At 41.2% G+C, this 21,633-nt stretch carries 20 protein-coding genes and 1 pseudogene; 7 read left to right on the plus strand and 14 right to left on the minus strand.

Going from position 1 to position 21,633, the window contains the following annotated elements; genetic code table 11:
• Positions 1–4: 4 nt before the first annotated feature.
• Both AAZR19_RS10745 and AAZR19_RS10750 read left to right on the plus strand, forming a co-directional pair.
• Complete coding sequence (locus tag AAZR19_RS10745) at positions 5–484, plus strand: GyrI-like domain-containing protein (RefSeq protein ID WP_434703108.1); 480 nt, start codon at positions 5–7, stop codon at positions 482–484.
• 21 nt (positions 485–505) lie between these two features.
• Positions 506–970: a phage tail protein gene (locus AAZR19_RS10750; RefSeq protein ID WP_434703110.1), complete on the plus strand. Its 465-nt coding sequence runs from the start codon at positions 506–508 to the stop codon at positions 968–970.
• Between the two features lie 439 nt (positions 971–1,409).
• Here the strand turns inward: AAZR19_RS10750 and AAZR19_RS10755 are convergent, their stop codons facing one another.
• From AAZR19_RS10755 to AAZR19_RS10775, 5 genes and pseudogenes are all read right to left on the minus strand, one after another.
• Positions 1,410–1,829, minus strand: a complete 420-nt coding sequence (locus AAZR19_RS10755) for a hypothetical protein (protein WP_434703112.1) — start codon at positions 1,827–1,829, stop codon at positions 1,410–1,412.
• 21 nt (positions 1,830–1,850) lie between these two features.
• Positions 1,851–2,900: pseudogene (locus AAZR19_RS10760) on the minus strand (pre-toxin TG domain-containing protein); the annotation flags it as partial.
• Between the two features lie 567 nt (positions 2,901–3,467).
• Positions 3,468–3,785 (minus strand): hypothetical protein, encoded by a 318-nt coding sequence (locus AAZR19_RS10765; protein WP_025093598.1) that lies wholly within the window; start codon positions 3,783–3,785, stop codon positions 3,468–3,470.
• A gap of 21 nt (positions 3,786–3,806) precedes the next feature.
• Positions 3,807–5,360, minus strand: a complete 1,554-nt coding sequence (locus tag AAZR19_RS10770; protein WP_434703114.1) for a ribonuclease YeeF family protein — start codon at positions 5,358–5,360, stop codon at positions 3,807–3,809.
• 359 nt (positions 5,361–5,719) lie between these two features.
• A complete protein-coding gene (locus tag AAZR19_RS10775; RefSeq protein ID WP_052462979.1) occupies positions 5,720–6,139 on the minus strand; it encodes a MarR family winged helix-turn-helix transcriptional regulator in 420 nt (139 codons plus the stop codon).
• Positions 6,140–6,309: 170 nt separating this feature from the next.
• Between AAZR19_RS10775 and AAZR19_RS10780 the strand changes: the two genes are divergently transcribed.
• Positions 6,310–7,830: an MDR family MFS transporter gene (locus tag AAZR19_RS10780; protein WP_056766947.1), complete on the plus strand. Its 1,521-nt coding sequence runs from the start codon at positions 6,310–6,312 to the stop codon at positions 7,828–7,830.
• A 38-nt stretch (positions 7,831–7,868) separates the two neighbouring features.
• On the opposite strand, the gene AAZR19_RS10785 is transcribed toward AAZR19_RS10780, so the two are convergent.
• The 5 genes from AAZR19_RS10785 to AAZR19_RS10805 form a co-directional block, all read right to left on the minus strand.
• Positions 7,869–8,738: a class II fructose-bisphosphate aldolase gene (locus tag AAZR19_RS10785; RefSeq protein ID WP_434703116.1), complete on the minus strand. Its 870-nt coding sequence runs from the start codon at positions 8,736–8,738 to the stop codon at positions 7,869–7,871.
• A gap of 2 nt (positions 8,739–8,740) precedes the next feature.
• Positions 8,741–9,199, minus strand: a complete 459-nt coding sequence (locus AAZR19_RS10790; protein WP_024427781.1) for a PTS sugar transporter subunit IIA — start codon at positions 9,197–9,199, stop codon at positions 8,741–8,743.
• Between the two features lie 15 nt (positions 9,200–9,214).
• Complete coding sequence (locus AAZR19_RS10795; RefSeq protein WP_202738958.1) at positions 9,215–10,630, minus strand: PTS fructose transporter subunit IIC; 1,416 nt, start codon at positions 10,628–10,630, stop codon at positions 9,215–9,217.
• A gap of 13 nt (positions 10,631–10,643) precedes the next feature.
• Positions 10,644–11,558 carry a 1-phosphofructokinase gene (gene pfkB / locus AAZR19_RS10800; protein WP_434703119.1) on the minus strand — a complete coding sequence of 305 codons (915 nt, stop codon included), beginning with the start codon at positions 11,556–11,558 and terminating at the stop codon, positions 10,644–10,646.
• Between the two features lie 130 nt (positions 11,559–11,688).
• Positions 11,689–12,465, minus strand: coding sequence for a MurR/RpiR family transcriptional regulator (locus AAZR19_RS10805; RefSeq protein ID WP_024425669.1), 777 nt, complete (start codon positions 12,463–12,465; stop codon positions 11,689–11,691).
• A gap of 159 nt (positions 12,466–12,624) precedes the next feature.
• Here AAZR19_RS10805 and AAZR19_RS10810 point away from each other — a divergent pair, with 159 nt between their 5' ends.
• Positions 12,625–14,031, plus strand: coding sequence for a phospholipase D-like domain-containing protein (locus AAZR19_RS10810; protein WP_434703121.1), 1,407 nt, complete (start codon positions 12,625–12,627; stop codon positions 14,029–14,031).
• A 7-nt stretch (positions 14,032–14,038) separates the two neighbouring features.
• On the opposite strand, the gene AAZR19_RS10815 is transcribed toward AAZR19_RS10810, so the two are convergent.
• From AAZR19_RS10815 to AAZR19_RS10825, 3 genes are read right to left on the minus strand one after another with little or no spacing between them, the layout of a single operon-like run.
• Positions 14,039–14,524 (minus strand): DMT family transporter, encoded by a 486-nt coding sequence (locus AAZR19_RS10815; RefSeq protein WP_041109339.1) that lies wholly within the window; start codon positions 14,522–14,524, stop codon positions 14,039–14,041.
• A gap of 21 nt (positions 14,525–14,545) precedes the next feature.
• On the minus strand, positions 14,546–15,226 hold the full coding sequence (locus AAZR19_RS10820; protein WP_197202710.1) for a Crp/Fnr family transcriptional regulator: 681 nt from the start codon (positions 15,224–15,226) through the stop codon (positions 14,546–14,548).
• A gap of 13 nt (positions 15,227–15,239) precedes the next feature.
• Positions 15,240–15,665, minus strand: a complete 426-nt coding sequence (locus tag AAZR19_RS10825) for a DMT family transporter (RefSeq protein ID WP_041109341.1) — start codon at positions 15,663–15,665, stop codon at positions 15,240–15,242.
• A gap of 213 nt (positions 15,666–15,878) precedes the next feature.
• On the opposite strand from AAZR19_RS10825, the gene AAZR19_RS10830 reads away from it, so the two are divergent.
• A complete protein-coding gene (locus tag AAZR19_RS10830; protein WP_197202711.1) occupies positions 15,879–17,306 on the plus strand; it encodes an aldehyde dehydrogenase family protein in 1,428 nt (475 codons plus the stop codon).
• 68 nt (positions 17,307–17,374) lie between these two features.
• On the opposite strand, the gene AAZR19_RS10835 is transcribed toward AAZR19_RS10830, so the two are convergent.
• Positions 17,375–17,782: a DUF3221 domain-containing protein gene (locus AAZR19_RS10835; protein WP_254805708.1), complete on the minus strand. Its 408-nt coding sequence runs from the start codon at positions 17,780–17,782 to the stop codon at positions 17,375–17,377.
• A 250-nt stretch (positions 17,783–18,032) separates the two neighbouring features.
• Between AAZR19_RS10835 and AAZR19_RS10840 the strand changes: the two genes are divergently transcribed.
• Entirely contained in the window at positions 18,033–19,853 is a 1,821-nt protein-coding gene (locus AAZR19_RS10840) for an assimilatory sulfite reductase (NADPH) flavoprotein subunit (protein ID WP_423059541.1), read from the plus strand.
• 33 nt (positions 19,854–19,886) lie between these two features.
• Positions 19,887–21,605, plus strand: a complete 1,719-nt coding sequence (cysI, locus tag AAZR19_RS10845) for an assimilatory sulfite reductase (NADPH) hemoprotein subunit (RefSeq protein ID WP_434703126.1) — start codon at positions 19,887–19,889, stop codon at positions 21,603–21,605.
• Positions 21,606–21,633: the final 28 nt, after the last annotated feature.

A 21,633-nucleotide genomic window follows, 5' to 3' on the forward strand; every position in this document is an offset into this window, starting at 1 on the left:
GAATATGGCAGATTATATACTAGAAGAAAAAGACAGCTTTCACGTATTAGGTATTGGAACTGAACTTAAGAGTCATTACACAGACTATGCGGGCATCACGAAGGAAAAAGCAGACTTTTGGCAAGCAGTCACAAAAGAAGGTAAGCTTGACACCTTAAAAGCCATTGCCACAAATGACTATATTTTTATCGTAAACGAAGCGATAAATAACAAGCTGATGCATTATGTCGGGGTCATCACAGAGGAATCGTTACCAGAAGCGGACAGAGTGATTCAATTTCCTAAAGGGGAATATCTAATCGTTAAAGGGGAAGCTAAAACCGCTGATGACTTGCATCAAACGCTTACTGGTATTGCATTTGGTCAAGTCTTGCCTGAAGCAAAGAATTTCGCCTATGTTGGTGGACCAAATGCAGTGGTAGAGATGGGGCAGCGAAACGACTTATTACTTGGTGAGATGTGGATTCCTGTTGTACGAAAATAAGAAGGATATGGAGGGATAGAAATGGCCTATATCGTTGATTTTAAAAATGTGTCTACGATTGGTTTAGAGTCTTCACCTGTAGCAGAAGCACTTGCTGGCTTACGAGCGAATGAGGCTCGTTACTTTATGAACAAATATAAGCATGAATTGACAGTATTACCTGCCAGCGAAAGTCAGGATACCCTTGATTATGTGAACCGAGTGTTAAAAGAAGAACGTGAACTAGAGTTTGCAGCAAAACCTTTAGAAACGGCAAGTTTTCAAGTGGAAAATATCAAATGGACTTACGTTTTTTATGAGGATGGTCTTGCAATTAACGTCCTGTATACAGTGGATGATCCGAAAAAACGTGCTGTTGGTTTTAAGCTTTCTGAAGGTATGGAAGTACCAAAGGAATTAGAAGGGAAATTTAAATTTGCTAGGCAGAAGTCTAAACTTGCTGGAACGATTCGTGGGTCATTTTTTAAAATTAAAGGGGAATATTGAACTCGAATTTGTGAATCTGATTAAACAAAAAAATTAAAATTATTTCCCCCTTCTAAACAGAGCAGCATTCTCTATGCATTATTAGAGGATGTTTTTCTGTTTATTGTACCAACTTCATTTTCTTATGAAGAAGTTCGCCGTTAAAATGGCTTGGCGATTAGTCTTTTATATAAATGTCCTGCTATTTCATTGTTTAACATCTATACTTCTTCAAAGGAATTTCTGATCTATATCAAAGAAAAAGATGTAAAGTATCCCCCCTCATTCAAAAAAAACCACTATAAAAGCTGTGAGCGCCTAGTTTTGCTGGTCTTTATCATACGATGGGTTCCCATCCCTCTTTTGGTCGGTTTTTCCTCAATTTGAATTCCATAACACAAAAAACCTTGAGGGCATTAAGCAGGTCAAGGTTTTTTTGCGTAATCTCATTAAAAATGAACTAATTTGAATTCATTTTTGAAAGAAAGTCTTGAAGAACTACTTTTACTGGTGAATTCGTAGTAGTAGCCATTACATGATTTACACGTTTTAAAATTTGAGGATGCTTCAATATCAATTTCTTGCCTTCTTCAATTGGGAAGCTTCTCAATGTATCAATACAAATCTCAAATAATTCTTTATCATTAGTATTCAACAAATCTATTAAAATATTTAACTCATATTCATTGCACTCATTATCCAGGCAATAAGCAATTTTACGCTGCCACTCTATTGGTTTATTAAGCACCTGATTTGATAGTTCTTCCCAGTCATTTAGGCAAAAATCAGAGAGTATCTCACTAGCAATCAAACACCCGTCATCATACCATGAATCTACTGTTGTATCAGCAGATAAAAGATTATCTAATTCCTTAAACACATTTAAGACCTCCAATATAAATTAAAATCCTGATGGACGCAAAGCATTTTTTGTACCAGTCGGATATCCGCTGGTTACATCTCTCCCCACTTTAATTACATCAATTTCTACCCCATTTATACTTGCTCTATGCCAAGTCGCTCTATCTCTTAACCTTGATGAGATAGCATCTGTATCGCCTACGGCGGTAATACTTCTGAGAATTTGCTCATCTTTCCATGAATCGGGAAATAAAGTACTTTTTTTAATCTTGGAGATATTTCCATCAGAAAACTGTTTGGTAAATACAACATTTGTTGTACCATCCGCATTTGTTGATAACACTTCAACTGCAAATTTTTCATTATCATTATTAATTCTAGGCGAATGACCCCCTATTAACTGATTTTTGGGAACCTTCCGTTGCCCTTCTAGGATTTTAGCTTTAATTTCTGGGCTAATTACAGTTCTTCTAGCAGAATCTCCACCTGCACCCTGAATTCCCATCTTCCCATGAAACCCTTTCGCCCCAAACGGCAAAAGCATTCCAAGCGCCGCGTTCATGCTCGCTTCCTGCTGTTCTTTTGAGATCTTGTTTCCAAACATATCTCGGCCTGTGATCGCTTCGCTGAAGCCGTTGGTGGCGGTGAGGCCATATAAACCTTTTTCTGCGGCTGCCATGCCGCCTGCCGCGACTCGCTGTCCTGCGGTGAGTTCCTCGCCTGTAATTGGATCAACGCCTGTTGCGGCACGTTTTGCATCGTTCACGCCGGTCAGTTCATTGACAATATTTCCGCCATAATCTAGGGCTTTTTCATACCAAGGGCGGTTGGCGAGGGCTTCTTGTTCCTTTGCGATCTCGCGGGCCTCTTCTTGTTCTTTTTTGATTTTCAGATATTCAGAAGTTTGCTTCTCAATATCGCTTTTTGCCTTGTAGATGTCGCTATTTTGATACGCTTTCTTGTCAAAATTCATAGGCGAAATCGCTTTTCCGTCATTTGTCGCATTGATCATTTCAGCATACAATGCCATTGTAGCTTGCTACTCCGTCTCTGACAAAGCATATTCATCTTTTAAATTTTGATCAAGTTGCAATGCTTTTCGATTGCTTTATTGTCTCTTTCGAAACAGAACACTGTTAGCTGAATAAACACCACCTTACGCTATTCGCTTAAATAGATTTTGAAATGATGACTACACTCCGAGAGGATGCCAATTACAGTCAATCATCAATTGAAATGAAAAACTGTCCTCGATACGGCTGCCGCAGACCAGCTGCTATTCAGGCTCAGAATGTCCCTCTCGTATAGCCACATTCCTCAACACTTTTGTTCCGTATCCAGATACGCCATTGATAAGGGAGAGGCGCGTCTCCCAATAAAAAAAGGGGACACCAACCAAGGCACTTAGAGTGCTCAATACGTTCGTTTTGCTTGTCCCCTATCATACGATGATCCACTCAGGAAAAAAGATTCCCATTTTATCGGTTTTTTCTCGGTATGAAAGCCAATAAACACAAAAAACCTTGAAAGGCATATAGCCAGTCAAGGTATGATAACAATAACATTATATTTAGAAGTATCAACTACTTCACCTACTGATTTATCTGAGAGAATATCATAATTGTTTTATATTTATTTCTAATGTAATAAGGCTATTTTAAAGTAACTCCACTCCAACTTGTTTATAAAATTTAACTTTTAGCTTCTCTTCTTCGCCCACGTTCATTACCATAGCATTGTCATCTTTTTTTATACTTGTTACATTATTAAAATCACCTGTAAATACTATAGAATCATTAAATGTAATACTTAGACTACTCGTTTGCTTATATACATCTAAAGTTAAAATCACCTTGAAATTTTGGTCATCTTTGTAAGTATATATTAATTCTCCATCATCTATATTGCCTGTTATACTCACCGGCTCACTTTGAAAAAGTTCTAATAAATCATATTCATCATACTTGATAAACATTCGTATTCATCCTTTTATTAATTATTTCGGTATAACTGTGATAACATCGCCTGCTTCATTTATAATTACTTTGACATCCATTGTTTCATGAACAAACGTTCCGCTTCTATTACCAGGTATCTTTTTCGTATTCATTATAGCGTCTTCAATAACTGAAGGTGGAATATTTCTTGGATCAACATATTTTTTGATGAAATCACTAAATTCTTTTGTTTGTGGTTTAAATCCTAATTCTTCAGCTTTTTTAATTGCTCTACTTGTTAAAGTAGCTTTTACTTCAGGAATATCAGGTGCCATTCTTTCCAAAGCATGCTGAGAATACTTTCTTCCATTTATTTCTCCTCCACCTTTTGACATATTCCAACCAATTTCACCCGTACCTTTAATCCCCATTTTACCATGAAACCCTTTCGCTCCAAACGGCAAAAGCATACCAAGCGCCGCGTTCATGCTCGCTTCCTGCTGTTCTTTCGAGATCTTATTTCCAAACATGTCTCTGCCTGTGATCGCTTCGCTGAAACCGTTGGTGGCGGTGAGACCATATAAGCCTTTTTGCGATGTTTTTAAGGCATCAAAAGATTTTTGCGATGTCTTATAAATATCGACTGCCCTGACTGCGGCTGATGTGGCTTGGGTCGTTTTATAGACAGCTTTCCCGCCTTTGAAAATACGGCCTGCCCAACCCACGATAGGGATGTAGCCGGCTGCTGCCATGCCGCCTGCCGCGACTCGCTGTCCTGCGGTGAGTTCCTCGCCTGTGATTGGATCAACACCTGTTGCGGCACGTTTTGCATCGTTCACACCTGTCAGTTCATTCACGATGTTTCCACCATAATCGAGTGCTTTTTCATACCAAGGGCGGTTGGCGAGCGCTTCTTGTTCCTTCGCAATCTTTCGGGCTTCTTCTTGTTCTTTTTTGATTTTCAGATATTCAGAAGTTTGCTTCTCAATATCGCTTTTTGCCTTGTAGATGTCGCTATTTTGATACGCTTTCTTGTCAAAATTCATAGGCGAAATCGCTTTTCCATCATTTGTCGCATTCATCATTTCAGCGTACAATGCCATTGTAGCTTGCTGTTCCGTCTCTGACAAAGCATATTCATCTTTTAAATTTTGATCAAGCTCTCTTAGATCTTTGACTGTCTTTTTTCGTTCATCTTCCGCATCCTCTATTTTTTCATCAAAGGTTTGGCTATCAAATACCTCTAGGGAAATGAGGTCATCAATGTCTTGAAAAATCGTTTTGAGTGCCTTTTTTTGATCTTTCACAATGCTTTTGGCATTCTTGATGCCCATATGTACTGAGTTGTCTAAAAAGTGTTCTTCTACAAAGGTATCGCCGCCAAAGCTCGTATCATCCAGTGTCCCAGAAACACCTTCATGAAAGGCTTTTTGCTTATCAATGAAGCTGATAAACATGTCTACATTTCCAGCGAGCTCTTTATAGAAACTTTTAATATTATCTGCACCTTTCCCAGTGAAATCATCACCGAGATTGGCCACACCTTGTAATGCCTTTTTTAAATCTACCATTTGTTCGCGGAGTTCCTGGTAGTGTTTTGCCCTTGTGTCCATGGCACTTGTTAGTGCTTTTGCATCAAGTATCTTACCCAGAAGAATTCACTCCTTCCTATTCATTGACAAGGTCAATTTTACCAATAAAAATTTTGTCATTAAATAGGAATATTGATACAAAAAACAGTACTTATTATGTAAATAAACAATGTTTCAATAGAATACTTTAGCTCCACTTTTGTCAGTAATAATTATGATGCGATATTTAGAACATCTTTTAAATAAATATTTTTTTAAGCTACTTCATTATAAAATTGTTATAGAGCACTTCCATGGTAAGGAAGATGTCACTAGTCGAGGCAATCCCTACATGAATTAGGAATGCACTTAGAAAAAGCACACCCGCATCAGTGTACTTTTTACGATTTAGACTTAAGCAATTGCAGCTCTTGCTCCATGATATCTGCTGCTTCAGTTATAAATTGAATAATTAAATCTAATTCTTCTGGTTTGTATTCATTTGTGAGTTCCTTCGTTGATGTTGATAAGGATCGAAAGAGTTCTTTTACCTGTGATTTCCCCGCTGTTAGGGGAACAATGATGACTCTTCGTTTGTCTTTTGGATCCTTTTCTCTTTTGACGTAGCCCGCTTTTTCAAGCCGGTCAATGAGTGCTGTGACTGCACCGGAGCTAAGGCCTGTTTTTTCACTTAATTCCCCTGCTGTGAGGGGGCCGAGTTCATTTAATAAATCGGCGGATTTGAGATCTGTTGGAAAAAGGCCGAGCGATTGAGCGGCCGCTTGGTGGAACAAAACGGTTCGTGTGGCGAGGCGCCTCATTGTATATATGATCTGGGCTGCTCTGTCTTCAGCCTCGTTCTTTATTGACAACTTGTTCTCCTCCCTTTAAAATCAATTTATCTTGATCATCAAGATAAATGTTCTCTTACTTTATGGTTAAGTTGATCATAGCAAAAATAATGAGAGAACGTAAGCAGGAGGTAAATGAAATGAATCATGTGGATAAAGGAAAGGCATCCACTCGCTTTGTTGTCATCGGTTTGCTGTTAGGGATTTTTATGGCAGCGATGGACAATACCATTGTTGCAACAGCGATGGGAAGCATCGTAGCAGATTTAGGCAGTTTTGATAAATTTGCTTGGGTGACGGCTTCTTATATGGTGGCAGTGATGGCGGGAATGCCTATTTACGGAAAGCTTTCTGATATGTATGGCCGAAAGCGTTTTTTTCTGTTTGGACTTATTTTCTTTTTAATTGGATCAGCGCTGTGCGGTATCGCACAAACGATGGATCAGCTCATTATTTACCGAGCCATTCAAGGGCTTGGAGGCGGTGCACTTCTACCGATCGCATTCACGATTATCTTTGACATCTTCCCGCCTGAAAAGCGCGGAAAAATGTCTGGTATGTTTGGAGCAGTCTTTGGTTTATCAAGTGTACTCGGACCGCTTTTAGGTGCTATTATTACGGATTCGATCGGCTGGCATTGGGTTTTCTATATTAATGTGCCAATTGGTATTGTCAGTGTCTTCTTGATCGCCAGATACTATCAGGAATCGCTTGAACATCGTAAGCAGAAAATCGACTGGTCAGGTGCCATTACACTTGTCGTTGCGGTTGTCAGCTTAATGTTCGCTCTTGAGCTTGGCGGTAAATCTTATGCTTGGGATTCGGTGCAAATCCTCACACTTTTTGCTGTGTTCCTTGTGTTCGGTACGATCTTCTTTATTGTTGAGCGTAAAGCGGAGGAGCCGATTATCTCATTTTGGATGTTTAAAAATCGATTATTTGCAACATCTCAAATTTTGGCGTTTTTATATGGAGGGACATTTATTATTCTTGCTGTCTTTATTCCTATTTTCGTGCAGGCGGTGTACGGTGAATCTGCGACAAGTGCAGGGTTTATTTTAACACCAATGATGATTGGATCAGTCATTGGCAGTATGATTGGCGGAACGATGCAGACGAAAGTGCCTTTCAGACGTTTGATGACCATTTCTGTCATTTCATTTTTCGCTGGGATGCTGCTGCTTGCCAATATGTCACCAGATACAGCAAGACTGTGGCTCACACTCTTTATGATGATATCAGGCTTTGGCGTTGGCTTCAGCTTCTCCCTTCTGCCGTCAGCTTCAATGAATGATCTTGAGCCGCGCTACCGAGGCAGTGCAAACTCGACCAATTCATTTATGAGATCACTTGGGATGACGCTCGGTGTAACAATTTTCGGAACGATTCAAACCAATGTGCTGACAAATCGTTTAGCTGATGCCTTTAGCGGCATGAAAGGAGCCCCTTCTCAAATAAGCGATCCACAGGCTATTTTCCAAGAAGGTGCTCGCTCACAAATTCCGACTGATATTTTAAATAAAGTCATCGATGCGATGTCACAAAGTATTACGTACGTATTTTTGCTTGCATTATTCCCGATTGCACTTGCGGCGATTACGGTCGTATTTATGGGAAATGCACGGGTACGCACATCTAATGAAATGAAAGAAAACGAATAATGTGAAAAAGCAGAGCGATAGCGGCTCTGCTTTTTTTCTTATTGATATAACGGATGGGCTTTGCCCTCACTGCCCACGATTCGTATTTTCGATTGGACCATGTCTTTTGCTGCTTGTTTTGCTTTTTGTAAATACATACGCGGATCTAAGCTTTCAGGTTCGTTTGAGAAATGATCACGTATTGCTTCGGAATACGCATTTTTCAGTTCAGTTGAGACATTCACCTTTGCCATACCAAGTGTAACGCATCGCTTGACATCCTCATCTGGTACAGCGGAACCACCGTGCAGGACAAGTGGTACATCGACCAGCGCTGCAATTTGTTCAATGCGGGCAAAGTCAATATCCGGCACCCCTTTATAAATGCCATGGGCAGTACCAATCGCAGGCGCTAAAGTAGGCACCCCAGTTTCTTCTACAAATTGGCGGCATTCTGATGGAACGGCTTTTTCAGCATCCTTTTCGTCGACGACGATATCATCTTCTACGCCGCCTACCTTGCCTAGCTCTGCTTCGACATTTACACCGACTTTTAAGGCAAGATCCACGACTTCTTTTGTGCGGCGTACATTTTCTTCATATGAGTGCATAGATGCATCGATCATAACGGATGTATATCCAGCTCTGATACAGGTGAGAATCACATCAAAGTCTGTGCAGTGATCCAGGTGAAGACCGATTGGGATTTGATATTGATCAGCCGCCGCCTTCACTGTATCTGCAATCGCTTTTGCTCCAAGAGATTGAACCGTTCCAACCGTTGTTTGCAAAATCACAGGTGACTTTAATTCTGCAGCAGTTTCGAGCACCCAATAGATACTGTCAAAGGAGTGTACATTGAATGCCACAATTCCGTATTGTTCTTTTTTCGCAGCCTCAAGCATCGGTGTTGTTGAAAGTAAAGGCATGATCAAACATCCTCTCTAGTTAAAATATCCGTTTCTAATACAGCAAGCATGTCTTCATTTGTTCTTGTTTCCAGCAGTTTTTGACGTTTCGTTTCATCCATTAAGCCTCGTGAAAGGGCTGAAAGAGCTTTTAAATGAGTCGTCCCTGCTTCACTTTTAGGGATCAGTAAGGATAAGAAGAAAAAGCAAGGCTTCCCATCAAAAGCGTCCCATTCAATTCCTGTTTCCGTGCGGACGATCACAAGTGCTGGTTTCGTGATGGCTTCTGTTTGTGTATGCGGAATGGCAAATCCATCTTGAAATCCGGTTGTACTAAGTGCTTCCCTTTCCGCTAAGCCTTTTTTGACATCCTCTGGTGAGGTGCAAATACCTGCTTTATAGGCAATGTCTGCAATGGCTGCGAACACGCCAGCCTGTGAAGAAGCTGTTTCGTGAAGATTCATATAGATATGTTCCATCATTTCTCCTCCTCCCTTTTAAACTGCTGGTTTGTCTATTTTTTTACGGTAAAGTCCGTAGAGAATCGCACCTACGAGTGAGCCGATTAGTATGGAAAGCACCCATTGGAATGCGCCTGTGACGACCGGCAGAACTAGGAATCCACCGTGCGGAGCTGGAACCTGTACGCCAAACAAATATGTCAATATAGCAGAGATGGCCGAGCCAAACATGATAATTGGCAGGACAACGACCGGGTTTTTGGCCGCAAATGGAATGGCTCCTTCTGTAATATGTGTCGCTCCTAGAATATAGTTGATTGCCCCTGCATTTCGTTCTTGTGGCGTGAAATGTTTTCGGAAAATCGTTGTGGCAATCGCAATGATAAGCGGCGGTGTGATACATGCTGCTGATACACCTGCCATGAAGTAAAGGTTACCTTCTGCAAGTAAAGCCGTTCCTGTGACATAGGCTGCTTTGTTAAAGGGTCCGCCCATATCAAATCCACACATTGCTCCAACAATTAAGCCTAAAAGTAGCGGATTTGTGGATTGTACAGATGAAAGAAAGTCCATTAAGGAATTATTTAGCCCTGTGATTGGAACTAACAACGGGGTCATGACAGCCCCAATTAAGAAAATACCGATGACAGGATAGATGAAGATCGATTTTAATCCATCAAGTGATGCTGGTAATTTTTGAAGCAAGAATTGAAGCAATAAAATGATATATCCTGCTGCAAAACCTGCGATAATACCGCCTAAGAAACCAGCACCTCCATCATTTGCAAGGAGACCACCTATAAATCCGACGACCATCCCTGGGCGTCTAGCGATCGAATCAGCGATAAATGCTGCTAAAATTGGTACCATTAAGCTGAAGCCAAGTCCGCCAATGCTTTTCAAATAGGCAGCAAACGGATGATACGTTTCGTGCTTAGGATCAGCAGAGTAGATACCAAATAAGAAAGAAAGGGCAATTAAGACCCCGCCTCCAACGACAAATGGCAGCATGTGTGATACACCGTTCATTAAGTGCTTATAAATGGTGTGTATCCATTTATTTGCCGACTTTTGTTGAGAGGATGAAGGAGCTGATGGTTTCTCCGTTCCAGAACCTCTTCCTTTCACTTGATGAACGGGGGCATCTCCATTTATAATGCTCTGAATCAACTCAGCCGGCGTGCGAATGCCTTTGGCTACAGGCACTTCAATGAGTGGTTTGCCGTGAAAACGGTCTGTATGCACATCTTTATCGGCTGCCACAATGACCCCATCTGCCTCCATAATGTCTTGATCAGTTAAAGCGTTTTCAATTCCTACTTGACCATGCGTTTCGACTTTAATGTCGACCCCTAGTTGCTCAGCAGCGATTTTTAATGCTTCAGCTGCCATGAATGTGTGTGCAATGCCTGTTGGACAGCCGGTTGCAGCGACAATTTTTTTGCGGCTCATGTGTTATTCCCCCTTATATCTTCTGAATGTGTACTTGCTCAATCAATGAATCAATATCATGTAAATCACTTAAGCCTTTTGAAAACGCAGTAGAGGCCCCCGTTGCAATGCCGTAGCGTAAGCACTCTTCAGGTGAGTGTCCTTCAAGGTGTTTACTAAGAAAAGCTGCGAGCATCGCATCTCCAGAACAAGCTGTGTTTACGACAGTGCCTGTTGGTGCGTTTCCTTTAAACACTGCGTCCTTCGTAATGAATAAAGCCCCTTCCTCGCCTCGGGAAATAAGCACTTGCTCTGCACCCATCTCAATGAGCTTTTCTCCTGATTGAATGAGTTCTTTTTCTGACAAAGGATGTGTTTTGCCGAAAAAAGCAGCGATTTCTTCTTCATTCGGTTTTAATAAATAAGGCTTGTATTGAAGCGTCTCAAGAACTGCTGCTGAGCTTGTGTCTAGAATGAACTTGACCTTCTGTTGATGGCAAATAGCGGCTACTTCTGAAAAAATGCTGGTAGGAACGCCTTTTGGCAGACTGCCTGACATGATGAGAATGCCTCCCTGCGGGATAGCCGCAATTTTCTGACGAAAGGCGTGAAGCGCTTTTTCTTCAATTGCAGGGCCCTGATTCACGAGCTTGTATTCTTCTGTCGTATTGATAAAAACGTTAATGCGTGTGATTCCTTCAACCGAAATAAAATCGGTCTGAATGGAGAGGTCCTTTAAGGATTGTTCAATATAAGAGCCTGAAAACCCAGCGATAAATCCTAATGCAGTGCTGGTGAAGCCATATTTCTTTAGCATAATTGACACGTTCACGCCTTTTCCATTCGGCTGATAATCTTCATCTTCCGTCCGGTTGACTGCATTTGCCCGCATTTCTTTTAATGCAATATATAGGTCAATAGCAGGATTTAAGGTGCAGGTATAAATCAATTGGTTTCACCTTCTTTCTTTTCTCTAAAGAAAGTATCTCATACGATTCAGTGAAAATGTTTTCAGAATGTGTAAAGGTTTTCATGAGAAAAAGCCTTCCAGATCAAAGTCTCGAAGGCTTTCTTATTGGTTATTTCATTCGGATCACATAAGCATCAAGTAAAATGCGGGCAATGACATGAAGAGACAGGCGGGATCTAACTTCATAATCTGGGAAGAAAGATTGTTCCCCTTTATATCCGACTAGTGTCATATCTGATATTTTGCTTAATGTAGAATCTATTCTTGTTGTAACCGTAATAGTTGTGACTTGCTTCATACTGAGGTTTTGACACGCTTCAACAAGCTCAGCTGTTTCGCCATTTAATGAAACAAAGATGGCAAGCTCACTTTTTTCAATGTCTCGCGATTTCAGCCGAATGATATTCGGATCGTCGTGTACTTCACATGTTTTCCCGATGAGCTGTAATTTGATGGTCATCTCTTTGGCGATCATCTCTGAGAAGCCTCTGCCGAAAATATAAATTTTGTCTGCGTTATGTATTTTTTGAACGGCATCTTCAATTTGCCCAATACTTTGCAGCTGTATCGTTTTTAAAACCTCTTCTTCATTTTTCCGAATTGCTAGTTTGATGTCTTCATCAATATTTTTGAGCTGGTCGCTTGCATCTGTCATTTTCTTTTCTTGTTTCAATCGATATTTAAAGGATGTATAGCCGTTATAGCCAATTTTTTTCATCAGTCTGACAATCGTGGCCGTTGATACATTGGCTCTTTCGCTTAAAGTGACAATGGATAAGGTGGAGATATCCTCTAAATGCTGGTGAATATAATTGAGTAAATATCGTTCTGTTTCACTTAACGTTTGATATACATCACTTGGGATGTTAAATAATGATTCATTCAATTCGATTCCCCCTTATTCATTTCATACTATAATTAAATGCCCAATAAAAACAAGATGATTCTTTTGTCATGTATTTAGATGAAAGGCGAAAATGAGTGAAATTTTATTTTTGACATAAACTAAGGAAAAGTGGTGTCTATGTGAAAGGAGCTGATCCGAATGCTTCATCTTTTGTTTTTTCTGATCCTTCTCTATGTCGTTTATGTCTTTTTGACCGCATTTGTTTTGTTTTATTTACCGATCCAAAAAACATGCAAAGAACATTGTATCTATAAAGCCTCTTCGATCTCAGGCGACGATCAAGGCACAAATCAAGTGATGCTTCTTGATGATGGATTTGAGTCTGGTCAGGCCAGAATCCAAATGATTCGTGAGGCAAAGAGAATGATCCGCCTAAGTTATTATTCCATTCAAAAGGGAAAAACAGCCGAATGGGTACTAGGTGCATTAATTGAAGCAGCTGATCGAGGGGTAAAGGTTCAGCTGCTTTTAGACGGCATCTGCCACAGTTTGCGTGGACCTCTGAAGCATTTACAGTATGCCGTGGCAAATCACCCGAACATGGCCATTCGTTTTTATGAGCCCTTTCGGTTATTTAAGCCATGGACGTGGCATAACCGCCTTCATGATAAGCTGCTGCTGGTGGATGGCCGAGTGGCTGTGATGGGCGGAAGAAATATCGGTGATAAATACTTTGCAGATCAGCCTCCGAAAGATTTTGCATTTGACCGCGATGTGCTGCTTTATAACGACAAAAAAGGAAAAGTATTAGATGAAATGGAGCAATACTTCGTTTATTTATGGAATCATGACTTTACGAAAAGAACAAAAGCTGTGTTCTCCAAACAAAAAGCAAAAAAAGGCTTAAAACTAAGAAAGAAACTGCTTAGATCCTATCAGGAGGCAGTGCATGCGAAAGAACCTTTTGTGATGTCGTCCTTTAATTGGGCAGCAGATGGCACCTCAGTAAAGCAGATTGCATTTTTTACTAATCCTGTGGAGCGCTTCAATAAGCGTCCTCTTGTGCTCAAAAAACTAAACGATCTTGCTCACCGAGCAAAGCGTTCTGTGCTCATACAGACGCCTTATATTATCCCGACACGACCCATGAAAGACGGCCTCACTCCATTAGCTAGCGAGATTCAAACGACAGTTGTCACGAATTCTCTTACAGCGACGCCAAATCCGTTAGCTTTTGCAGGATATTTAAGCACGAAAAAGGAACTGATGAAAACTGGTGTTCATTTATATGAATATGAAGGTCCATATTCTATTCACGCGAAATCAATGGTCGTTGATGATTATTTAAGTATCATCGGGACATATAATTTAGATGCGAGGTCTAGTTTTTTAAATACAGAGTCGATTTTGGTCATTGATAGTGCCCCGTTTGCGCTATCACTTACTCAGGCAATAGAACGTAAAATAGCCTATAGTATTCTCGTCGCAAAGGACAAAGCAGCCTATAAAGCGGCGTCCTATGGGCAGAAAAAAAAGCCTTTGATGAAAAGGCTCCTTTTAAATGGGCTATCCGCGATAACCGTTCTATGGCGGCGGTTGATCTAAAGGGCAGCTACTCTTGTGGCAGCCCTTTTTCTTCTGATTGCTCCTCTTCTGCTGACTCCAATTTGGTCAATTTAAACACCAAGATCCCCGCAACAATCACAATGACACCTAATAGTTTTGCCGGAGAAAATTCCACTTTCTCTAACCCAAGCCAGCCAAGCGAATCGAACAAAAGCGCAGAGCCGAGCTGTGAAATCAGGACAATCGAGATTCCATAAGTCGGACCGAGACGTTTGATGCTTTGAACGAGGCAGATGACCACCCCTACTCCAATGGCTCCGCTCATCCAGTACCACGCTTCCATATGTCTTAATTGAAACATGCCGGTTCCTTCTAGCAAAAGACCCATCAAAAGTGAAGCAATAAAGCCCATACCTAGAACGAGAGTGGTCGTTGACCAAGAGCCTGTCTGCTCATTGACCTTACTGTTAAAAATGGTTTGTAAGCTGACGAGTGCGCCAGCCGTAATGGCTAATCCTATTCCTATGATCATGTCTGAATCCCTTCATTTCTTCTATTCATAAATGTTTCGCTCCGCTATTTCTAAGAGTCCTTCCCGGTCAAGAATCGTAATCTTCCCTCTTCGCCTCTCTATCAGCCTTTTTTTACAAAATTGCTGAATCACCCGGTTAATATGACGGTAGCTTGTACCAATTAAGCTCGCCGCATCAGTAAGACGAAGTGCGCTCGCGCTGTTATTCCCTGTTAACACAGACAATAAGTAGCTTGCAAGCCTGACCTCTACAGGATATAAAAGATGGAAGCTCAAATCGTTTGATTTCGTATAAAATTTGTTTGTGATGCCCTTTAGTAAAAAGGTTAACACGCGGGGGTCATCCTTCGCATGGCGCATGAGTGCTTGATGAGAAATCCTTAGCATATGTACTTCTGTGACAGCCTCCACTGTATTGACCATATCTGTCCGCTGAACGTATTCAATATCTCCAATCGCTTCAAGAGGATGTTTAAAACAAAGAATAAAGGTCTTCCCTTCTTTTGTGGTGGTGAAAATCTTTAATTTTCCTTTTACTAACAAGTACAAGTGCTCCCTCTGATCTCCCTTTGAACAAATCAGCTCACCTTGCTCATAGCGCCATAAGCTGACGTGTGATATGAGTTTCTGATGAAAGACGTTTTCTAATTCATGTGCCTTGAGATAAGAGGAAAATAGAGATTCATCATGGAGCTCCTCCATCTGACGTCCTCCTTTATAGCTTTAAAATGATGACGCCTGCGATCATCAATAGAATTCCTGCATAATGCGGCCATTTCATTTTCTTTTTCTGTACACCAAACCATCCTTTTGCATCAATTGCAAAGGTGAAAGCAAGCTGTGCAATGAGCAAAGCAGCAATGGTCAGTGTGACACCGATCATTTGAATCGCAGTCACTTCATTGAAAATAATAATGGCTGCAAATGCACCGCCTACTAAATAAAGCGGCTGCACCTTTCGATATTCCCTGAAGTGTCCGTCACGTACGATCAGTAAAATGATCAGTGCAATAATAAAACCGGTCAGCTGCGTGATGGTTGCCGCCTGCCATGTCCCGATATCCTGGCTGATTCTTGCGTTTGCTACGCCTTGCAGTGTAATACAAGCGCCTCCTAATAAAGCGAAAATAACACCTTTCATTCGTTCAAATGCTCCTTCTTTTTTCAGTCTAGTTCCATTAAAAGATAGATGCCCTCATGTTGAAAAGGACATATGTCCCACTTTGCGTATTATATCAGAAACTTTTTCTTTTGCAGTTTCATCGTTTTAGATTTTTCACAGTGGGTACAGTTTTATATCACCTGAAAACAGAATATTGAATGGAATCACATATTAAAAAGGAGACATGTCAGAATGAGAAAACAAGAGAAACATTTTATTAACGGAGAATGGATCGCATCAACAGGAAACGAAACGACGGAGGTCATCAATCCTGCTACAGAGGAAGTCATTGGCACCATTAGCTTAGGTACAAAAGAAGATTTAGATAAGGCAGTCAAAGCCGCTCGTGCCGCCTTTCCTTCTTTCTCAAAAACATCTCGAAATGAACGCATAAAGATGCTGGAAAACATTGTGCGCGGCTACGAAAAGCGTAAGGATGAACTAATAGAAGTCATGACTCAAGAGCTTGGTGCACCGCTGAAAGTATCAGAAGAGGTTCATTACAAAATGGGACATGAACATTTTTCTAAAGCAGCGGAAGCACTTAAATCGTATACATTTACTGAGGACCGCGGCGGACACACCATTATAAAAGAAGCGATTGGTGTCAGCGGATTAATTACACCTTGGAATTTCCCAACGAATCAAACATCACTTAAAATCGCGGGTGCCATTGCAGCAGGCTCACCAGTTGTCTTAAAGCCTGCGGAAATTACACCTTTTGCCGCAATGATTCTTGCAGACATCATTGATGAAGCAGGCGTACCGAAAGGCGTCTTCAACCTAGTAAACGGAACTGGTGATGTTATTGGTGACGGCATTAGCTCACACCCTGATATTGACTTTGTTTCATTTACGGGATCAGGTGCTGTCGGCTCTAAAATAATGGAAAATGCTGCAGACAATATTAAGAAAGTGGCTCTTGAGCTTGGCGGGAAATCCCCTCTTATCGTCTTAGATGATGCAGATGTGGATGAGGCAGCCGAAACAGCCGTTCATCATATTGCGATGAATACAGGTCAAGTGTGTTCCGCAGCTACACGTGTGCTGATTCCAGAATCAATGAAAGATGCATTTGAAAAAGCGCTGCTGAATGCCCTGCCGAAGTTTACCGTTGGTGATCCGCGAGAAGATCACGCCACTGGCCCACTTGTCTCCAAAAAGCAATGGGATACCGTACAGTCTTATATTGAAAAAGGAATTGAAGAAGGTGCTCACCTGCTTGCTGGGGGAACTGGGAAGCCGGACGGACTAGACAAGGGCTATTTCGCTAAGCATACAATTTTCACAAATGTGAAAAATGATATGACCATTGCGCAAGAGGAAATATTCGGACCCGTCATGAGTGTGATCACATATCAAGACCTGGATCATGCCCTTGAGATTGCCAATGATACAGTGTACGGTCTTGCTGGCTATGTGGTTGGAAAAGATGAAAAAACATTAAAATATGTAGCTGAACATATTCGTGCCGGTCAAATTACCATTAATAATGCCGAAACAGATTACTTTGCCCCGTTTGGCGGTTTTAAGCAATCTGGTATCGGAAGAGAATGGGGAGACTTCGGTATCGAGGAATATTTAGAAGTGAAAGCTGTGATGGGACTTCCAACAGCATAATTTAAAAAAGGAGAAAAACCTTAAGGTTTTTCTCCTTTTTTATGATAGAAAGAATCGGCCCCTCCTCCCTACTTATCCATCATGATTTTATATTTTTCGACCTTTGCTTTAGGAGGAAACGATTCTTGTAACTCATCAAACCAAACCTCAATCGTTTGACCCTGTGACAGCTCTTTAGAATCTACTTTTGTTAAATCCATAACAATGAGATCATTTTTATATTTTTCAATAAGACGATGAGTTTTCAATGAATCATCGCTTTTGAGAGGCGTTTTATTGTTTATAAGAAGTAAATTCGTCTCCCCTTTTCTTAGCAGGATGCCTTTTTTTGAAAAAGGTGCTGTTATTTTATTCTTATTGTCTGAATCCTTTATATTGCCCTTTGGAGAATGGCACGCTACTAATAAAATGAGAAAAATCAAGATGACAAGTCGAAAATATTTTATATTTTTAAACTTTAGCTGCATCAATTTCATACACCCCTTTTCAATTCCTTACGATCGCTTCTTCATTCAAAACGGCTCATTTTTCTTAAGGTGCTTTATCCAGTTAAACGATTCACCTTCATGTTCCTTCACCTTGCAAAGGTATTAGAAATCTTAATCATGACAATCAATATTATATATTTTACTTAATGGCAAACTTTCGGTAAAGTTCAAATTGAACCTATATATATAATTCCTATCGAATTAATCTATGTTTATATTCCTTGTGAGGTGGATATCGTTGCAACTTCATGTATTGAACAGTCCGTTTAGTCAGGAGCAGGCAGAACTGCTTAATCAGCTGCTACCGACTTTAACAGATCAGCAAAAAATTTGGCTTACCGGTTATTTATCAGCACAGGCAGCTTTAGCCGGATCAGAAAATACTGCCCAAACCCCTTCTCCATCTGCTGCAGCACCAGCGCAGCCTGTCAGCAAAGATGTGACCGTGCTTTATGGCTCGCAAACAGGCAATTCTGAAGGGTTAGCAAAAAAGACAGCGCAGCATCTTGAAGAGAAAGGTTTTCAAGTGACGCTCTCTTCTATGTCAGATTTTAAACCAAATAGTCTGAAAAAAATAAACAATTTACTGATCATCGTCAGCACACATGGCGAGGGAGATCCGCCTGATAATGCCCTTTCTTTCCATGAATATGTTCACGGCAGACGGGCACCAAAGCTCGATCATTTAAGCTTTTCTGTCCTATCACTTGGTGACAGCTCCTACGAATTCTTCTGTCAAACAGGTAAAGAATTTGATGAGCGTTTAAAAGAGCTTGGCGGAACGCGTCTTTTCGATCGAGTGGACTGTGATCTTGATTATGATGAGCCGTTTTCTGAATGGCTTCAAGGGGTGGCATCTTCACTTAGCGAAGGCGGAGCCGCAGCAACCCCGCAGGAATCAGCGGAAGCAAACACTCAAACGACTGCATCTGAATACTCAAGAACAAATCCTTTTTATGCTGAAGTGCTTGAAAATATCAACCTAAATGGCCGCGGTTCTAATAAAGAAACCCGTCATTTGGAGCTTTCTCTTGAAGGATCAGGGCTTGTTTATGAGCCGGGTGACAGCCTTGGTATTTATCCAACAAATGATCCAGCGCTTGTTGATGAATTGATTACAGCCTGCGGATGGAATGCAGAGGAAGCCGTAACCGTTCATAAAAACGGCGACACGCTTCCTTTAAAGGAAGCACTCACCTCTCATTTTGAGATTACCGTCTTAACAAAACCTCTTCTTCAAAAGATGGCGTCCTTTACAAAGAGCGAAGCCTTGCAGGTCCTTTTAGAAGAAGGAAACGAAGAAAAGTTAAAAGCATATATAGCAGGAAGAGATTTAGTAGATGCTGCTCGTGATTTCGGTCCTTTTGAAGGAACAGCGGCAGACTTCACTGCCATTTTAAGAAAAATTCCGGCTCGCCTTTATTCCATTGCAAGCAGCCTGAAAGCAAATGAAGAAGAAGTTCATTTGACGATCGGTGCTGTGAGATATGATGCTCACGGAAGAGAACGTCAAGGTGTCTGCTCAATCTTATGTGCGGAGCGCTTAGAACCAGGTGATAAGCTGCCTGTTTATATTCAGCACAATCAAAACTTTAAGCTTCCTGAAAACCCTGATGCACCGATCATTATGGTAGGACCAGGCACAGGCATCGCCCCTTTCCGTTCCTTTATGCAGGAGCGTGAGGAAGTCGGTGCAGATGGAAAGTCATGGTTGTTCTTCGGTGATCAGCACTTTGTGACGGATTTCTTATATCAAACCGAATGGCAAAAGTGGTTAAAAGATGGTGTGTTAACAAAAATGGATGTGGCTTTTTCAAGAGATTCAGAGGAAAAAGTATATGTCCAACATCAAATGAAGAAACAAAGTAAAGAATTATTCGAATGGCTGGAGCAAGGTGCATATGTATATGTCTGCGGAGATGAAAAACATATGGCGCATGATGTTCATGATACCCTTCTATCAATCATCCAAGAAGAAGGTGCGATGAGCAAAGAGAAAGCAGAAAGCTATCTAGCCAACATGCAGCAGCAAAAACGCTATCAGCGTGACGTATATTGATTGAATGCTTGAAAGAAAGGAGCTTTTACTTACATGGTGAAGACAGCATTAACAGCGCCGGATGGACCTCCGAGCGACGTAGAGGAAATCAAAGAAAAAAGTGATTATTTACGGGGTACATTAAAAGAAGTGATGCTTGATCCGATTTCAGCGGGTATTCCTGATGATGACAACCGCCTGATGAAGCATCACGGCAGTTATTTACAGGATGATCGTGACCTGAGAAATGAACGGCAAAAACAAAAGCTTGAGCCTGCCTATCAATTTATGCTGCGCGTCCGCTTGCCTGGCGGAATCGCTACATCCAAACAGTGGCTTGTGATGGATGAACTTGCTCACAAATACGGAAACGGTACGTTAAAGCTGACAACTCGTGAAACCTTCCAGCTTCACGGTATTTTAAAATGGAATATGAAAAAAACCATTCAAGACATTCATTCTACTATGCTTGATACGATCGCTGCTTGTGGCGATGTGAACCGTAATGTCATGTGTACGTCAAATCCTTATCAATCAGAAGTGCACCATGATGTATACGAGCTGGCGAAAAAATTAAGTGATGACCTGCTCCCGCAAACAAGAGCTTATCACGAAATTTGGCTTGATGAGGAAAAGGTAGCAGCAACACCTGACACTGAGGTTGAACCGATGTATGGTCCGCTTTATTTACCAAGAAAATTTAAAATTGGCGTGGCCGTCCCTCCTGCTAATGACATTGATGTCTTTTCGCAGGATCTAGGTTTCATTGCCATTATAGAAAACGATCAACTGGTCGGTTTTAATGTCGCAATTGGCGGCGGAATGGGTATGACTCATGGTGATACAGCGACTTATCCGCAGCTTGCAAGGGTCATCGGCTTTTGTACACCTGAACAAGTCGTAGAAATTGCCAAACAAGTCATCACCATTCAACGTGACTACGGAAACCGTTCCGTGCGAAAAAATGCCCGCTTTAAATATACAGTGGACCGCCTTGGTCTTGAGAATGTAAAAGAAGAGCTTGAGCGCCGTCTTGGGTTTACTCTTTTAGAGGCAAAGGATTATCACTTTGATCATAACGGTGACCGTTATGGCTGGGTAAAAGGCATTAATGGCAGATGGCATTATACGATGTTTGTAGAAGGCGGACGCATCACAGATTATGATGATTATCCGTTGATGACAGGCATCCGTGAAATTGCCAAGGTTCATACGGGTGATTTCCGTTTAACCGCCAATCAGAATTTAATCATTGGGAATGTGACAACTCATAAAAAGAAACAAATCGAACAGCTCATTCAGAAGTTTGGTTTATCAGACGGCCAGCAGCATTCTGCCCTGCGCCGCAGCTCAATGGCTTGTGTATCTTTGCCAACTTGCGGTTTAGCGATGGCTGAAGCAGAGCGCTACCTTCCACGATTGATTGATAAAATCGAAGACATCGTTGAAGAAAACGGATTAAGTGATAAAGAAATCACCATTCGAATGACTGGATGTCCAAATGGCTGTGCTCGTCATGCGCTTGGAGAGATTGGATTTATTGGAAAATCACCTGGTAAGTATAATATGTATCTTGGTGCCGCATTTGATGGCAGCAGATTAAGTAAATTATACCGTGAAAATGTGGGTGAAGACGACATTTTAAAAGAACTTGGCTCTATTCTTCCCCGCTACGCAAAAGAACGAGAAGAAAATGAACATTTCGGTGATTTTGTGATTCGGGCAGGTATTGTAAAAGAAACAACAGATGGCACGAATTTTCATGTGCAATAAAAAAGACAGGACGCTCTCCTGTCTTTTT

Source organism: Bacillus sp. Je.9.29.b, from assembly GCF_051129925.1.
Lineage (GTDB): Bacteria > Bacillota > Bacilli > Bacillales > Bacillaceae > Bacillus > Bacillus safensis.

Excerpts from the sequence above, each read along its gene's own strand:
- AAZR19_RS10745 (WP_434703108.1), top strand. The coding sequence starts at position 5 with ATGGCAGATTATATACTAGAAGAAAAAGACAGCTTTCACGTATTAGGT.
- AAZR19_RS10750 (WP_434703110.1), top strand. The coding sequence starts at position 506 with ATGGCCTATATCGTTGATTTTAAAAATGTGTCTACGATTGGTTTAGAG.
- AAZR19_RS10765 (WP_025093598.1), bottom strand. The coding sequence starts at position 3,785 with ATGTTTATCAAGTATGATGAATATGATTTATTAGAACTTTTTCAAAGT.
- AAZR19_RS10770 (WP_434703114.1), bottom strand. The coding sequence starts at position 5,360 with ATGGACACAAGGGCAAAACACTACCAGGAACTCCGCGAACAAATGGTA.
- AAZR19_RS10775 (WP_052462979.1), bottom strand. The coding sequence starts at position 6,139 with ATGAGGCGCCTCGCCACACGAACCGTTTTGTTCCACCAAGCGGCCGCT.
- AAZR19_RS10780 (WP_056766947.1), top strand. The coding sequence starts at position 6,310 with ATGAATCATGTGGATAAAGGAAAGGCATCCACTCGCTTTGTTGTCATC.
- AAZR19_RS10785 (WP_434703116.1), bottom strand. The coding sequence starts at position 8,738 with ATGCCTTTACTTTCAACAACACCGATGCTTGAGGCTGCGAAAAAAGAA.
- AAZR19_RS10790 (WP_024427781.1), bottom strand. The coding sequence starts at position 9,199 with ATGATGGAACATATCTATATGAATCTTCACGAAACAGCTTCTTCACAG.
- AAZR19_RS10795 (WP_202738958.1), bottom strand. The coding sequence starts at position 10,630 with ATGAGCCGCAAAAAAATTGTCGCTGCAACCGGCTGTCCAACAGGCATT.
- AAZR19_RS10810 (WP_434703121.1), top strand. The coding sequence starts at position 12,625 with ATGCTTCATCTTTTGTTTTTTCTGATCCTTCTCTATGTCGTTTATGTC.
- AAZR19_RS10815 (WP_041109339.1), bottom strand. The coding sequence starts at position 14,524 with ATGATCATAGGAATAGGATTAGCCATTACGGCTGGCGCACTCGTCAGC.
- AAZR19_RS10820 (WP_197202710.1), bottom strand. The coding sequence starts at position 15,226 with ATGGAGGAGCTCCATGATGAATCTCTATTTTCCTCTTATCTCAAGGCA.
- AAZR19_RS10825 (WP_041109341.1), bottom strand. The coding sequence starts at position 15,665 with ATGAAAGGTGTTATTTTCGCTTTATTAGGAGGCGCTTGTATTACACTG.
- AAZR19_RS10830 (WP_197202711.1), top strand. The coding sequence starts at position 15,879 with ATGAGAAAACAAGAGAAACATTTTATTAACGGAGAATGGATCGCATCA.
- AAZR19_RS10835 (WP_254805708.1), bottom strand. The coding sequence starts at position 17,782 with ATGAAATTGATGCAGCTAAAGTTTAAAAATATAAAATATTTTCGACTT.
- cysI (WP_434703126.1), top strand. The coding sequence starts at position 19,887 with ATGGTGAAGACAGCATTAACAGCGCCGGATGGACCTCCGAGCGACGTA.